The organism is Rhodopila sp., assembly GCF_965277825.1.
In the GTDB taxonomy this organism is placed as follows: Bacteria; Pseudomonadota; Alphaproteobacteria; order Acetobacterales; family Acetobacteraceae; genus Rhodopila.
Window position 1 is genome coordinate 2535249 of sequence record NZ_OZ255846.1, and the last position, 13988, is coordinate 2549236.

Here is a 13988-nt window from a genome sequence, read left to right on the forward strand (position 1 = left end):
GACGATGCCGGGGCTGTCGCGGCGGATCGGCCGGGTCGAGCTGGCCGCCAGCGTTCGGATGACGATCAAGGCGCGTGAACTGCGGGCAGCGGGCAAGCCGGTGATCACGCTGACCACCGGGGAGCCCAACTTCGACAGCCCGCCGCATGCGATCGAGGCGGCGTATCAGGCGGCGCTGAAGGGCGACACCAAATACCCGCCGCAGGATGGCACTCGGGCGCTGAAGGAGGCGATCCAGCGCAAATTCATGCGGGATTCGCGGCTGGATTACGCGTTGGAGGAGATCACCGTCTCGAACGGCGGCAAGCAGTGCCTGTTCAATGCGATCATGGCGACGGTGGACTCCGGCGACGAGGTCATTATCCCGGTGCCGTCTTGGATCGCCTACGCGCAGATGACGCAGCTTTGCGGCGGCGTGCCGGTGCTGGTGAACTGCCCGCAGAACAATGGCTTCAAGCCGCGGGCCGAGGATATCGACGCGGCGATCACGCCGCGCACCAAGTGGCTGATCCTGAACAACCCGAACAATCCGACCGGGGCGTGCTGTTCGGCCGCGGAAATCGCCGAGATCGCGGTGGTGATGCGCCGCCATCCGCATGTCTGGGTGCTGTCGGACGACATGTACGAGCATCTGGTGTTCGACGGGTTTCAGCACGCGACGTTCGCCCAGGTGGCGCCGGACCTGAAGGGTCGGACGCTGACGGTGTCGGGGGTGTCGAAGACCTATGCGATGACCGGCTGGCGGGTCGGCTTTGCCGGCGGCCCGAAGACGCTGATCAAGGCGATGACGGTGATGCAGGGACAGGCGACGGCGGGAATTTCGACGCCTGGACAGGCCGCCGCGACCGCCGCGCTGGACGGTCCTCAGGACGGCGTCGATGTGCAGATCGCGGCCTATAGGCGGCGCCGCGACCTGGCGGTGGAGCAGTTGAACGCGGCCAAGGGCATCAGTTGCCACAAGCCGGAAGGCGCGTTCTACGTTTTCCCCAATGTCGCCGGCTGCCTGGGCAAGACCACCGCCGGCGGACGCACGCTGCACAGCGACGAGGATGTCTGCCTGGCGTTGCTGGAGGAAAACCTGGTCGCAACGGTGCACGGGGCGGCCTATCACATGAGCCCGTTCCTGCGTATCAGCACGGCGACGGCGGACGACCATCTGGCCGAGGGCCTGCGGCGGATCCAGACCTTCTGCGAAGGCCTGCGCTGAGCTGTGGCGGGCAGCGTGGCCAACGCGGGCTGGGTGATCCGAGAGGGGCGGGACGCCGATGGCGACGGCATCATCGCGCTGATCGCTTCATGCTGGTCGCAATATCCACGCGTGATCATGGATGTCGACCGGGAGATGCCGGAACTGCGTGCGCTGGATAGCTACTATCGGCGCAACGGCGGCCGGCTGTGGATCGCCGAGTCGGACGCCAGGCTTCGCGGCATGATCGCGGTCCGGCCGAGCGAGCCGCCGGGTTGGGAAATCTGCCGCGTCTATGTCGATCCAAGGTTGCACGGGTCGGGCCTGGGTCATGCCCTTTTGGATCGGGCGGAGGGCCACGCCGTCGTGGCCGGTGCCCGGCGCCTGGCGCTGTGGAGCGACACCCGGTTTCACCGCGCGCACCGGTTTTACCAGAAACGGGGTTATGCGCGGGTCGGTCCGGTCAGGGTGCTGAACGATCTCTCGAACTCGGAGGAGTTCGGCTATGTCAAGCAGATGGATGGTTCGGCGGCTGAGCCTGACAATCGCTTGACTTGACCAACCGCGCGGGGCTTGTGTGCCGGCCTGATGCCGGAGGGCCCTGACGCAGAGGGCCATCGGGCCTGGCCCATTCATCCTCCAGGACCTCAACGATGCACGCCTACCGTAGCCATACCTGCGGCGCCCTGCGCGCCGGCGACGCAACGACCGAGGCCCGGCTGTCGGGCTGGGTACACGCCAAGCGCGACCACGGCGGCCTGCTGTTCATCGACCTGCGTGACCATTACGGCATCACCCAATGCGTGTTTGCCGCCGGCTCCCCGGGGTTCGCCGCTGCCGACGCGGTGCGGCCGGAGAGCGTCATCACCGTGACCGGCCAGGTGGTGATGCGCGAGGCCGGCACGATCAACCCTCGGCTGCCGACCGGGGAGATCGAACTGCGGGTCACCGACCTGGTGGTTCAATCCGCCGCCGAGGTGCTGCCGATGCAGGTTGCCGGCGATGAAAAATTCCCCGAGGACATCCGGCTGAAATACCGTTTCATCGACCTGCGGCGCGACAAGTTGCACCACAACATGATGCTGCGCAGTCGGGTCATCACGTCAATCCGGCGGCGGATGATCGAGCAGGGGTTCCTGGAGTATCAGACGCCGCTGCTGACCGCGTCCTCGCCCGAAGGCGCGCGCGATTTCCTGGTGCCGGCTCGGTTGCACCCGGGCAAGTTCTATGCCCTGCCGCAGGCACCGCAGCAGTTCAAGCAGTTGCTGATGGTCGCTGGCTTCGACCGCTATTTCCAGATCGCGCCGTGCTTCCGCGATGAGGCGTCGCGCGCTGACCGGTCACCGGGCGAGTTCTACCAGCTCGATTTCGAGATGAGCTACGTCACGCAGGAGGACGTATTCAACACCATCGAGCCGGTGATCGCCGGTGTGTTCGAGGAATTCGCCGACGGCCGGGCGGTGACCAGGCCGCCGTTCCAGCGCATCCCGTACGACGAGGCGATGCTGGCGTTCGGCTCCGACAAGCCGGACTTGCGCAATCCGATCCGCATTGGCGATGTCACCGAACATTATGCCGGGTCCGGCTTTGGGCTATTTGCGCGCATCGCCGCCTCGGGCGGCATCGTCAGAGCAATTCCGGCGCCGGGGGCGGGGGCGCAGCCGCGCAGCTTCTTCGACAAGCTGAACGATTGGGCGAAGGCGGAGGGGCAGGGGGGCCTGGGCTACATCACGTTCGACGCCGAGGGTCCGAAGGGGCCGATCGCGCGCAACCTGGAAGCCGACCGGGCCGAGGCGATCCGGATGGCCTGCGGCCTGCAGCCGGGCGATGCGGTGTTCTTCGCCGCCGGCAAGAAAGATGTCGCGGCCAAATTCGCCGGCACGGTGCGAGGCCGCCTGGCGGAGGAGCTCGGGCTGATGGAAACCGGCAGCTTCCGGTTCTGCTGGGTCACCGATTTTCCGATGTTTGAACTGAACGAGGAAACCAGGCAGGTCGATTTCAGCCACAACCCGTTCAGCATGCCGCAGGGCGAACTGGAGGCGTTGAACAGCCGCGATCCGCTGACCATCAAGGCGTACCAGTACGATATCGTTTGCAACGGTATCGAGCTGTGTTCGGGGGCGATCCGCAACCATCGCCCCGAGGTGATGATCCGCGCCTTCGAAATCGCCGGCATGACCGGCGCCGATGTGGAGCAGCATTTCGGCGGCATGCTGAACGCGTTCCGCTACGGCGCGCCTCCGCACGGCGGCGCCGCCCCGGGGATCGACCGCATGGTCATGCTGCTGGCCGATGAGCCGAACATCCGCGAAGTGATTCTGTTTCCGCTCAACCAGCAGGGCGAGGACCTGATGATGGGAGCGCCGGCGGAAATTCCCGCGGCGCGGCTGAAGGAATTGTCGTTGCGGCTGGATGTCGCGCCGGCCAGGCCGAAGGCGGGGGCGGAGCCGCTGTCGGCTGAGGCCGGAGCAACGAACGCGGAGGCGGCGCCGAGGGTCAGCGGTGGCTGAGACTGGACGCGGCGCGATGATAGGCGGTGGCGCACGGTGCCGACGTATGGCTATGTTAAGATGCCGGTTCGCGGCGACGTTCAACCGCCGGTTCGCGGCGACCTTTCCAGCGGAGTTGTCCATGCGCCTTCCCGCCGCCCTCGGCGCGCTGCTTCTGACCGCCATCTGTGGTGTTCAGCCGGCCCTCGCGGCCAATACCGCGGCGCCGACCGCGCCTGCGCTGCCAAGCCCGCTGATTGCGCACAAGGCGCTGTATTCGCTGACCCTGGACAGCGCCAAGAGCAATGACGTGGTCGCGGCCCGTGGCACCATGGGCTATGAGGTGACCGATGCCTGCGACGGCTGGGCGGTGCGCCAGCGGTTGAACATGACGATCACCAACGCCGACGGCCAGGACATCCAGATGGCCTCGGACTATGCCACCTGGGAATCCAAGGATGGGCTGAAGTTCCGCTATCACATGCGCCAGACTACTGACACCGCGGTCACCAGCCAGACCGACGGCGAGGCGTCGCTGCAAAAAGTCGGCGGTCCCGGCGAGGCGCACTACAACTCACCGCATGACACCACCAGCGCGCTGCCGGCGGGCACCCTGTTCCCGATGGCGCACACTGCCGCGATCATCGCGGCGGCGCGCGACAAGAAGCATTTCCTCGCCCTGCCGCTGTTCGACGGCACCGACGAGAATGGCGTCGAGGACAGCTTCATCGTGGTGATCGACTGGAAGCCGCCGACGCCGAACAAGTGGCCGACGCTGTCGCCGTTGCCCAGCACCAAGGTCAACATCGCCTTCTTCGACCACGGACCCGATTCCATGATGCCGTCGTACGAGGTTGCGATGCGGTATTGGGAGAACGGGGTGGCCGACGATATGAAGATGAACTTCGGCGAGTTCGTGATGAACGCCAAGATGCAGGAGTTCGCGCCGCAGCCGCATCGGTGCTGAGGGCGCAGCGCTGGGCAGGGGCCTTCCGCAACGCGCGGGTTCGGTTCGGGCCAAGCTGATGGCAGACCGGATCGAGCAGAAAACATCGTCTCGGCGTGGCTTGCCTCGCAGAACCTGATCTGTCAGTCTGACAGTCAAACCAACGGATTTACACCGGTCTCAAACGTAGGCTTACGTTAGGGATGAAGAACGGTAACGCGTTGCTTGATTTTTTGCGACTTGTTCGGGACCGACGCAGGAATGAATTCGCCTTGGACATCGCTGGTCGCGCTTTTACTGTTCTTGCTGGCGAGCGGCTTTGGCGCCTTTGTCAGGCCCAAGCTGAACGAACGGCACAGAACCCGGGAGACGATCGAGCTACTGCAGGTCACGGTTACCATGCTGGTGACATTCGCCGCGATCGTGCTGGGTCTTCTCATCACGTCGGCGAAGAACAGCTTCGACACGGTGGAGGCGGACGTGCGAAGTTATTCGGTGGCGCTGATGCAGTTGGACCAGGCGCTGGTCGCGGCCGGTCCTCCCGGGCTGCCGATCCGGGAGAATTTGGCGCGTTATACTGCCGCCGCGATCGCGTCGACCTGGACCGGCGAAGCGCCGCCCGAGGGGAACTATTATCCCCGCAGTCTGGCGAAGTCACCGACTGATCTGGCGGAGGAGAGCTCGTCATTGCGCGCGGTGCTGGCCATGGTGCAGGCAAGCATCCGCGACCTGGCGGACACTACGGTCGCGCAACGGGATATCCAGGCCGAGTGCCAGCGTCAGATGGATCGCGTGTTCAAACTGCGTTGGGCGCTGATCGAAGCCTCTCAAGGGTCGCTGTCAGTGCCGTTTTTCATTGTTCTGGTGTTTTGGCTGTCGGTCATCTTCCTCTGCTTTGGTCTCAGTTGTCCGGTCAATCCTTTGTCTATCGTCATTACCAGCCTGAGTGGTGTGGCGCTTACCTCGGCGCTGTTCGTGGTGATCGATTTGAATACCTTGTTCGACAATGGCTTTTTCACGATTTCGAGCCAATCGTTGCGGGCCGCATTGACCGAAATGCCCCACCCCGCGGCACAGTTGGCAACCAAATGACTGGATACCGATTGACGCCAGGTGCCGGATTGACGCCAGGCTCAGTCGCCCGGCAGAATTCGTCTTGTCGATGCGACGCGCCGGCACGCGCCGCGGCAGCAAAGCCATTGTGAAATACGCCGACCCCGGCACTGGCAGGGAGCCCTGAAGGTGGTCCACATCTACCAACCCCGCGCCGTCAGCGTGGTCACTCAGCCCGAGGCGGGTGTCGGTCCGGTCGTCACGCTGATCGAGCAGGCAACCCAGTATATCTGCGTCAAGATGTTCACTTTCACTTCGCCTATGCTGGTAACCGCGTTGGTCGCGGCGGCAAAGCGCGGCGTGCTGGTGCGCGTCATGCTCAATCCGCACCGATCCTCGGGCAGCCGAGCGAACGATGAGACGGTTGAGCTGTTGCGGGCAGGCGGGGTCGTCTGTAGCTGGACCAACCCGGCATTCGTGGTGACACATGAAAAGTCGTTGGTGGTGGACGATCGGACTGTATTGATCGCGACATTCAATTTTTGTGAAAAGTATTTCTCCCTGACGCGCGACTATGGCGTGGTGATCGACGATGTCCGACTGGCGCGGGAAGTGATGGCCTGCTTCGAGGCGGACTGGGCGCATCGGTCGTTCGAGATACCGCCCGACACCTGTTTGATATGGAGCAACCGCACCTCGCGGCGGGCGATGTGCGAGTTCATCGATGCGGCGAAGGTAAAGCTGCGGATCCAGCACCCGAAGTTCAGCGACGTGACGGTGCTGGACCGGTTGTTGAAGGCGCTGGATCGCGGCGTCGAGGTGCGGGTGTTATGTGGCGGCCGGCATGGCATCAGCGAATACGATCTGTTGGACACCTTCTCGTCGTTGCGCGCGCTGCATCGGGCTGGCGCCTCGGTACACAAACAACATGGCCTGCGGACCCACGCCAAGCTAATGCTGGCCGATGACCGTTATGCGCTGCTGGGTTCGATGAACATCGACCGCAGCGCATTCGACCTGCGCCGCGAACTGGGCATCCTCATGCAGGTGCCGGATGCGGTCGGCCTGTTGGCCGCTCGGTTTCGTGCGGATTGGGCGATCTCGAGTCACTACGACGCACCAGACCCGCTCGATGAAGTCATACCGATCGAGACCGATCATCCGCTGGACCCCGAGATGGCTCATGAATGACCGCGCCGCGCCGCCAGCGACGAGCGACGTCGGGGGGACGCTGGCGCCAGCCGAACCGCCAAGCCTGCTCAAACTGGCGAGCACCTTCAACGGCATCGCGCTGGCCAGTTTCGGTGGCGGATTGTCGGCCTGGTCACGCGAGATCGTCGTTACCCGCCGCGGCTGGCTGACCGAGGCCGAGTTCCTCAGCGCGATGATGCTGTGTCGATTGCTGCCGGGGGCCAATCAGGTCAACGTTGCGGTGTTCGTCGGCGCAAGGATGCGCGGTGCCCTGGGCGCGCTGGCTGCGGTGCTGGGACTGATCACCGTGCCATTCGGGATCATCCTGTTGTTGATCGCTTTCGCCGCTCAGCAGGAGACTCCAGCGATACGCCACGTCATGGCGGGGCTGACCGCGGCGGGCGTCGCACTGACGCTTTCGATGGTCTGGCACACCGGGCGCAAGTCGCTGACCTCGGCGGTACCGCTGGGGCTGGCGGCGCTGACCGCGATCCTGTCGGGTGTGGTGCGAGCGCCGCTATGGGTCACCCTGCTGTTGCTGGGCTCGGCCGGGATCGCGTGGGCCTGGCGTCGGGGCCTACCGGCGGCGGGCTGATGCGCGGTTATCAGATTTGCCTGGTGTTCGCCAGCGCCTCGCTGCTTTCGTTTGGCGGCGGCAATGCGATCATTCCGCAGATCCAGCAGCAGGTCGTAAACAGCTATGGCTGGTTGACGGTCACGCAATTCGCCGATGCGTTCGCCATCGCCCAGGTTGCGCCGGGGCCCAGCACCTTATTGGTCAGTGCGGTCGGGTATGAGGCGGCCGGGCTTTACGGTGCTCTGCTGGCGACGGCGGCAATGATCCTGCCCGCCGCCGTGCTGATGTTCGGGGTCGCTCGCGTGTGGCAGCACATCCACCAGTCGCGCTGGCGTCAGGCGATCGAGGACGGGCTGGCGCCGGTCACCATCGGGTTGATCCTGTCGAGTGCGATGGTAATTGCCTGGTCGGTCGAACATTCCTTGACCCAACTCGCACTCACGGCGGCGGCGACGGTGGTGCTGTGTTCGACCCGGCTGAATCCGCTGGTGGTGATGGGCGCCTGCGGTTTGGTCGGCTGGGCTGCGGGGGCGTGAGGGTGCGGGCGAACAAAGCCGGATATTTTACCTATACCTGCCCAGCCGCATCCAGGATCAGCCTGGTGATGGTATCTGGCTGGCTGATCAGCGACAGGTGGCTTGCCTTCACCTCGATCGTCGTGGCGCCCATGCGCTTCGCCATGAACCGCTCAAGGTCGGGATCGATCGTTCGGTCCTCGGTGGACACGGCATACCAACTCGGCTTCGACCGCCAGGCCGCGTGCATGGTCCTGCCGGCCAGCAATCGGCGCTCGAACGGCGCCTGCACGGCGTAGAGCACCCGCGCCTTCGCCGCCGGCAGATCAGCGGCGAAGTCGTGCAGGAATGCCGCTTCGCTGAGTTGCCCCCAATCGCCCGACCAGACGATGCCCGCCGTGGCCGGTGGGGTCGGAAACCGTTTTGCAAGTTCTGTGTAGTCCTCGCCGGCATCGGGCGCCCGCGCCGCGATATAAACCAGCGCGCTTACCTTGGGATCGATCCCGGCTTCGGTGACGATCATGCCGGAGAACGAATGGCCGACCAGCACAGTCGGACCATCTTGTCGCGCAAGGACGCGCTGCGACGCCGCAACACCTTGGTCCAGCGTCGTCAACGGGTTTTGCACCGACGTGGCGTTGATACCGGTGGCTTGCAGCCTTTGGATGACCTCGGACCAGCATGACCCGTCGGCGAACAGCCCGTGCACCAGGACCACGTTGCGGGCTTTCGGTACTGCCTGTTTTGCCTCCGCGCCGGGAAACGTTGCGCTGGCTGCGCCCATCGCCGCGGCGCGAGCCATGAAAGTGCGACGATCCAAGTTCGGTTCTCCCATGTGGTCGGCTCTCGCGGAGAACTCGACGGTCCACCCTCGACGCGACGATGGCAAGGCCGCTACCCCCGGCATTGACGTGCCCGACCGCGCCGGGCCGGGGCGAAGCCCGCATGCGGCGCCGCATGACCCGGCAGTTGCCGACCGGCTCTTGACCGCCGATCGAGGTCTTGTATCTCTCGCCTCCGCCGCTCACGCGGAGCTGATCGGAGATCCATGCCCGAGACCACTGTCCAGTCCGCGCCTTCGGTGGCCGCCCAGCCCGGCGGAATGCCTGTGCTCAGCGTCATCGTTCCCTGCTTCAACGAACGGCCCAACGTCGTGCCGATGATCGCCAAGCTGGACGAGGCACTGGCCGGCGTCGCGTGGGAAGTCATCTACGTCGATGACAACAGTCCCGACGGCACCGCCCAAGAGGTGCGTCGCATCGCCGGCCACGACCCACGGGTGCGCTGTATCCGCCGCGTCGGGCGCCGCGGCCTGGCGTCCGCGGTGATCGAGGGTGCGTTGTCGTCCTCGGCCGACTACGTCGCGGTGATCGACGGCGATCTGCAGCATGACGAGACCCGGTTGCCGGTGATGCTGTCGTCATTGCGCGCCGGCGGTTACGATCTTGCCGTCGCGAGCCGTTACGCCGAGGGCGGCGATAGCGCCGGGCTGCCCAGCAAGTGGCGCCACATGCTGTCCGATGGCGGCATCTGGCTGGCGCAGGCGTTCATGCCGGTGCGGCTGACCGATCCGATGAGCGGCTTCTTCATGCTGCCTCGGTCGCTGTTCGAGCAGTTGGCGCGCGGCCTGAACGGCCAGGGTTTCAAGATTCTGCTCGACCTTGTGCTGAGCAGTTCCGCGCCGTTGCGGGTGCTGGAGGTTCCCGCCCGGTTCCGCGAACGCGCCGCCGGACAGAGCAAGATGGACGCGCTGGTGGTGGTCCAGTTCGCCGGCCTGTTGCTGGACAAGCTGTGCGGCGGGTTGCTGCCGTTGCGGTTCTTCTCATTCGCGCTGGTCGGGGCGCTGGGTATTTTCATCCACCTGGCCGTGCTGGCGACGGTGCGGCACAGCAGTTCGTTGTCGTTCGAAACCGAGCAGGCGGCGGCGACGATTGCCGCGATGGTGTTCAACTTTCATCTGAACAACTCGATCACCTATCGCGACCAGCGGCTGAGCGGGCCGGGGCTGTGGCGGGGATTGCTGCTGTTCACGGTGGTCTGCGGCTTCGGTGCGATCGCCAATGTTGGTATTGCCCAGATACTGTATGAGCGGCACACCGCGTGGAGCATCGCCGGCGGCATCGGTGCGCTGATCGGCGTGGTGTGGAACTACGCCATTTCCGCCACCCTGGTGTGGCGATCGCGATGACAGTGGGGGATGACGCAAGGTTCGAGGCGCCCCTGGCAGCGGCACCGGCCTGAGGGTGAAGCCGCTATCGATCCGCCGACCTCCCGCGGCGATCAGCTCCGGGTTCGGGGGCGGTCCGGCGTCGCCGGTGAGGCGTCTCGTCGCCGTCGTGGCGGTGCTGACCCTGCTTCGGCTAATTGTCGCGGCGGTGGCGCCGCTGGCACCGGACGAGGCGTATTACTGGGTCTGGTCGCATGCCCTGGCCGGTGGTTATGTCGACCATCCGCCGATGGTGGCGCTATGGATCAAGGCCGGCACGATGCTGGCCGGGCAGAATGCGCTGGGCGTTCGCCTGCTGGGCCCGCTGGCGGCGGCGCTGGCGTCGTGGATGCTGTTCGACGCCGCCCAAGTGCTGTTCCCGAACACCAGGGGCGGCATCGCGGCAGTCATGCTGTTGAACGCGACGCTGTTGCTGGGCGTCGGCACCGTTATCATGACGCCGGACTCGCCGCTGCTGTTCTTCTGGACCGCGGCGCTATGGGCGCTGGCTCGGCTGGCGGCCGGGGGCACCGGGGTGTGGTGGCTGGCGGCGGGGCTGTTCGGCGGTCTGGCGCTGGACAGCAAATACACCGCGCTGTTGCTGTGGATCGGCGTCGGGCTGTGGGTGCTGCTGGTTCCCGCCGTGCGGCTTTGGCTTTGGCGTTGGCAGCCCTGGGCGGCTTGCCTGATCGGGCTGGTGCTGTTCGCGCCGGTCTTGGCGTGGAATGCGGCGCATGGCTGGGCCAGCTTTGCCCGGCAAGGCGGCCGGGTGGAGGATTGGCGTCCGGCGCGCGCCGCGGACTTCCTGGCGGAACTGGTCGGCGGTCAGATCGGGCTGGCCACTCCGTTGGTCTGGGCGCTGTGCATGATCGCCCTGGTGGTCGCGGTGCGGCGATCCTGGGCGGGGCGCGATGTGGGGTGGTCGCTGCTGGCGGCGTTGTCGGTGCCGCCGGTGCTGGTGTTCGTGCAGCATGCGTTCGGCGACCGGGTGCAGGGCAATTGGCCGGCGATCATCTATCCGGCGTTGGCGGTCGGCGCCGGCGGCCTGGCGCTGACCCGGCGTTGGTGGGTCGGGGCGAGCGCCGTCGGGTTCGCGATCACCGCATTGGCCTATTTGCAGGCCACCACCGGGTTGCTGCCGCTGCCGCCGCGGATCGACCCGATCGCGATACGGCTGGACGGATGGGATGCGGTGGCACGACAAGTGGCGACGCTGGGCGAGGCCGCAAATGCCAGCTACGTGGCGGCCGACAATTATGCTGTTGCAAGCGAACTGGCGTGGTGGATGCCGCCGGCGCTTCCGGTCGTTGCGACGGGTGAACGCTGGCGATCGACGACGCTGTCCCAGGCACCAATCGCCGGACAGACCGGCCTGCTGGTCGACGATGCGGGCCGGGTGCCGGATGCGGCGGTCTGGACGGACGTCGAGCGGATCGGGACGGCGGCCCGGCCGGGCGCTCCGGGTCGCGGTTTCACGGTCTATCGGGTCGCCGCGGTGAAGGGCGGCGGTTACACGGTTGTGCTGCCGCCCCGGCAGTCTGGTGGCATCGTCGTGGGCAGGTAGCGTCGGCGTATGGTTCGGTTCGTGGGCAGGCTCGCGAACTGGACGCCCGGCCGATCAGTCCAATGGACGATGGCCATATTTTCCGACAACCATAACAGATGCTCGGCCACCTCTCGTTCGGGGTTTCGAACTTGGATCGCGCCATCGGGTTTTAGGATGCCGCGCTCGCCCCGCTCGGCCTGACCCGTGTGTGGACAAAGACGGATGCTGCCGGTTATGGCTCGGCAGGCTACGGCGACATCCTGGCCTTGAAGCAGCAGCCGGTTGCAGTGACACCGCCAAGCCGAGGCTTTCACCTCGCTTTCAACGCTCCAACGCGAGCGGCGGTCGATGGATTCCATTCAGCGGCCTTGCGGGCCGGCGGAAGCGACAACGGCGCCCCTGGCCTACGACTACACTACGGGTCAACCTACTATGCTGCGTTTGTGATTGATCCCGACGGATACCCGATAGAAGCAGTCAATCAGTCACAAAGGTTGAGGTGCAGCAACCCGCGGTGAATGTTTGCCGCCCCGCGCTGTCGCTGCTTGCTATTCGGCGGCGGCAAGCAAACTGCCCGGTTCATGCGAAGCGGCCACAGGATGCCCGTCGCGACGCCACCAGTCGAGGCCGCCGAGCAGTTCCTTGGCGCGAAATCCCAGGCGCGCGAGCTTGTATGCACCCTTGGTCGATGCATTGCAGCCGATCCCGTCGCAATACACGACATAGACTTTGCTGCGGTTGAGGCTTGAGGTGGTTTCCGCGTTCATCTCGCGATGCGGAAAGTTGACCGCACCGGGAATATGGCCCGCGATGTATGCCGCGCGGGGGCGCGCGTCCATCACGACGATGTCGGCAACGGCGGCTTTGAGATCAACGGACAAATCCCATGAGTCGGTCTGGAATCGAAGCTTTTCGCCCATCATCGTAGCGATTTCACCCGGCTCAGGCGGGCCAAATTCAAGAACCGCAGACATCGCGTTCGCCATGATCGACCTCCATCCCCGATGAACATCCCGATCCTGAGTTAACCGGCTTTAAGGCTCAAGCCCATGAGGCAACAAATCAGTCAGGCGCACGATGTCCGGCGAACGAGACTACGACTCGGTGCGCGAAACTTGCAGCACGTGATCTGCGATCGCCAGTGACGCGGTCAGGCCCGGGCTTTCGATGCCGAACAGGTTGATCAGCCCGGCGACGCCGTGGGTTTGCGGCCCCTGCACCACAAAATCCTGTCCCGTCACCCCCTGCGGCACGATCTTCGGCCGAATTCCGGAGTAACCCGGCTGCAAGCCGCCATCCTGCAGCCCCGGCCAGTATTTGCGCACCGCCGCGTAGAAACTGTCCGAGCGCGATGGATCGACGGTGTAATCGATCGTATCGATCCACTCGACGTCCGGGCCGAACCGCGCCTGGCCGCCCAGATCCACCGTCAGGTGGACCCCGAGGCCACCGGGCACCGGCACCGGGTATATCAGCCTGGAGAACGGTGAGCGCCCCGACAGCGTGAAGTAGTTTCCCTTGGCATAATAGGCCGTCGGCACCCGTTCGGCGGGCATGCCGCGCAAGCGGGTGGCCAACGCCGGTGCGTGCAGGCCGGCCGAGTTTACCAACAGCCGGCAGGACAGCGTCATTGGGTCGGCGCCGCCGATATCGATCTCGAGCCCGCGCCCCGCCACCCGGCCGCCCAGGACGGGGCTGAAAAATACCGGAACCGCGCCGGCGTGCTCGGCGTCGCCCTGCAGCGCGAGCATGAACGCGTGGCTGTCGACGATGCCGGTGGCGGGCGACAGCAGCGCACTGGTGCACCTGAGGTTGGGTTCCAGCGCCACCGCCTCGGCTGCGGTAAGCACCCGCATGCCCTCGACGCCGTTGGCCTCGGCACGCTGCTTGATGCCGGCCAGCAGTGCGTCTTCCTGTGGGTTGGTCGCAACGATCAGCTTGCCGCAGTTTAAGTGCGGCACGCCCTTCGCGGCGCAGAACGCATACAGCCGCCGCCGCCCAGTGACGCAGAACCTGGCCATCAGGCTGTTGGCCGGGTAGTAGATGCCAGCGTGGATCACCTCGCTGTTGCGCGACGAGGTTTCGGTACCGATGGCCTCGGCAGCGTCCAGGATGATGACCTCACGCCCGGCCATAGCGAGCGCGCGCGCCACCGCGAGGCCGACCACCCCGGCGCCCACCACGACGCAATCGACTTGCTCCACGCCGGTCTCCTTCGGCCATCCACGCTACGATCGGCCACGGGTTAGGCTGGCGGCGACGTGGAGTCCATACACACC

General features: G+C 65.5%; 13 protein-coding genes. 10 read left to right on the plus strand and 3 right to left on the minus strand.

What is annotated here, in order from left to right; all coding sequences use genetic code 11:
- Nucleotides 1-4 precede the first annotated feature (4 nt).
- From ACQY4T_RS12595 to ACQY4T_RS12630, 8 genes are all read left to right on the plus strand, one after another.
- Complete coding sequence (locus ACQY4T_RS12595) at nucleotides 5-1207, plus strand: pyridoxal phosphate-dependent aminotransferase (protein ID WP_428542834.1); 1203 nt, start codon at nucleotides 5-7, stop codon at nucleotides 1205-1207.
- Between the two features lie 15 nt (nucleotides 1208-1222).
- Nucleotides 1223-1744, plus strand: a complete 522-nt coding sequence (locus tag ACQY4T_RS12600; RefSeq protein ID WP_428542424.1) for a GNAT family N-acetyltransferase — start codon at nucleotides 1223-1225, stop codon at nucleotides 1742-1744.
- A gap of 95 nt (nucleotides 1745-1839) precedes the next feature.
- Nucleotides 1840-3696, plus strand: a complete 1857-nt coding sequence (aspS, locus tag ACQY4T_RS12605) for an aspartate--tRNA ligase (protein WP_428542427.1) — start codon at nucleotides 1840-1842, stop codon at nucleotides 3694-3696.
- A gap of 121 nt (nucleotides 3697-3817) precedes the next feature.
- The gene (locus ACQY4T_RS12610; protein WP_428542430.1) at nucleotides 3818-4642 is read left to right on the plus strand and encodes a cell envelope integrity EipB family protein; all 825 of its coding nucleotides are present in this window, start codon (nucleotides 3818-3820) and stop codon (nucleotides 4640-4642) included.
- Between the two features lie 240 nt (nucleotides 4643-4882).
- Nucleotides 4883-5713, plus strand: coding sequence for a hypothetical protein (locus tag ACQY4T_RS12615; RefSeq protein ID WP_428542433.1), 831 nt, complete (start codon nucleotides 4883-4885; stop codon nucleotides 5711-5713).
- Between the two features lie 150 nt (nucleotides 5714-5863).
- On the plus strand, nucleotides 5864-6865 hold the full coding sequence (locus ACQY4T_RS12620; protein WP_428542436.1) for a phospholipase D-like domain-containing protein: 1002 nt from the start codon (nucleotides 5864-5866) through the stop codon (nucleotides 6863-6865).
- Nucleotides 6858-7460, plus strand: coding sequence for a chromate transporter (locus tag ACQY4T_RS12625; protein ID WP_428542439.1), 603 nt, complete (start codon nucleotides 6858-6860; stop codon nucleotides 7458-7460). Before ACQY4T_RS12620 ends, ACQY4T_RS12625 begins: the two co-directional genes overlap by 8 nt.
- The gene (locus ACQY4T_RS12630; protein WP_428542442.1) at nucleotides 7460-7978 is read left to right on the plus strand and encodes a chromate transporter; all 519 of its coding nucleotides are present in this window, start codon (nucleotides 7460-7462) and stop codon (nucleotides 7976-7978) included. Before ACQY4T_RS12625 ends, ACQY4T_RS12630 begins: the two co-directional genes overlap by 1 nt.
- A 31-nt stretch (nucleotides 7979-8009) precedes the next feature.
- Here ACQY4T_RS12630 and ACQY4T_RS12635 read toward each other — a convergent pair whose 3' ends face one another.
- Complete coding sequence (locus tag ACQY4T_RS12635) at nucleotides 8010-8777, minus strand: alpha/beta fold hydrolase (RefSeq protein ID WP_428542445.1); 768 nt, start codon at nucleotides 8775-8777, stop codon at nucleotides 8010-8012.
- Nucleotides 8778-9005: 228 nt separating this feature from the next.
- Here ACQY4T_RS12635 and ACQY4T_RS12640 point away from each other — a divergent pair, with 228 nt between their 5' ends.
- Both ACQY4T_RS12640 and ACQY4T_RS12645 read left to right on the plus strand, forming a co-directional pair.
- The gene (locus ACQY4T_RS12640) at nucleotides 9006-10145 is read left to right on the plus strand and encodes a glycosyltransferase family 2 protein (protein ID WP_428542447.1); all 1140 of its coding nucleotides are present in this window, start codon (nucleotides 9006-9008) and stop codon (nucleotides 10143-10145) included.
- A 127-nt stretch (nucleotides 10146-10272) separates the two neighbouring features.
- A complete protein-coding gene (locus ACQY4T_RS12645) occupies nucleotides 10273-11727 on the plus strand; it encodes a glycosyltransferase family 39 protein (protein WP_428542450.1) in 1455 nt (484 codons plus the stop codon).
- Nucleotides 11728-12257: 530 nt separating this feature from the next.
- Here ACQY4T_RS12645 and ACQY4T_RS12650 read toward each other — a convergent pair.
- Together ACQY4T_RS12650 and ACQY4T_RS12655 are read right to left on the minus strand one after the other, a co-directional pair.
- Nucleotides 12258-12695 (minus strand): rhodanese-like domain-containing protein, encoded by a 438-nt coding sequence (locus tag ACQY4T_RS12650; protein ID WP_428542453.1) that lies wholly within the window; start codon nucleotides 12693-12695, stop codon nucleotides 12258-12260.
- Between the two features lie 108 nt (nucleotides 12696-12803).
- Nucleotides 12804-13913 (minus strand): NAD(P)/FAD-dependent oxidoreductase, encoded by a 1110-nt coding sequence (locus ACQY4T_RS12655; RefSeq protein WP_428542456.1) that lies wholly within the window; start codon nucleotides 13911-13913, stop codon nucleotides 12804-12806.
- Between the last annotated feature and the right edge of the window lie 75 nt (nucleotides 13914-13988).

Bases quoted from the DNA above. Each gene is read 5' to 3' on its own strand.
- ACQY4T_RS12595 (WP_428542834.1), top strand. From the start codon at position 5: ATGCCGGGGCTGTCGCGGCGGATCGGCCGGGTCGAGCTGGCCGCCAGC.
- ACQY4T_RS12615 (WP_428542433.1), top strand. From the start codon at position 4,883: ATGAATTCGCCTTGGACATCGCTGGTCGCGCTTTTACTGTTCTTGCTG.
- ACQY4T_RS12625 (WP_428542439.1), top strand. From the start codon at position 6,858: ATGAATGACCGCGCCGCGCCGCCAGCGACGAGCGACGTCGGGGGGACG.
- ACQY4T_RS12640 (WP_428542447.1), top strand. From the start codon at position 9,006: ATGCCCGAGACCACTGTCCAGTCCGCGCCTTCGGTGGCCGCCCAGCCC.
- ACQY4T_RS12610 (WP_428542430.1), top strand. From the start codon at position 3,818: ATGCGCCTTCCCGCCGCCCTCGGCGCGCTGCTTCTGACCGCCATCTGT.
- aspS (WP_428542427.1), top strand. From the start codon at position 1,840: ATGCACGCCTACCGTAGCCATACCTGCGGCGCCCTGCGCGCCGGCGAC.
- ACQY4T_RS12630 (WP_428542442.1), top strand. From the start codon at position 7,460: ATGCGCGGTTATCAGATTTGCCTGGTGTTCGCCAGCGCCTCGCTGCTT.
- ACQY4T_RS12650 (WP_428542453.1), bottom strand. From the start codon at position 12,695: ATGGCGAACGCGATGTCTGCGGTTCTTGAATTTGGCCCGCCTGAGCCG.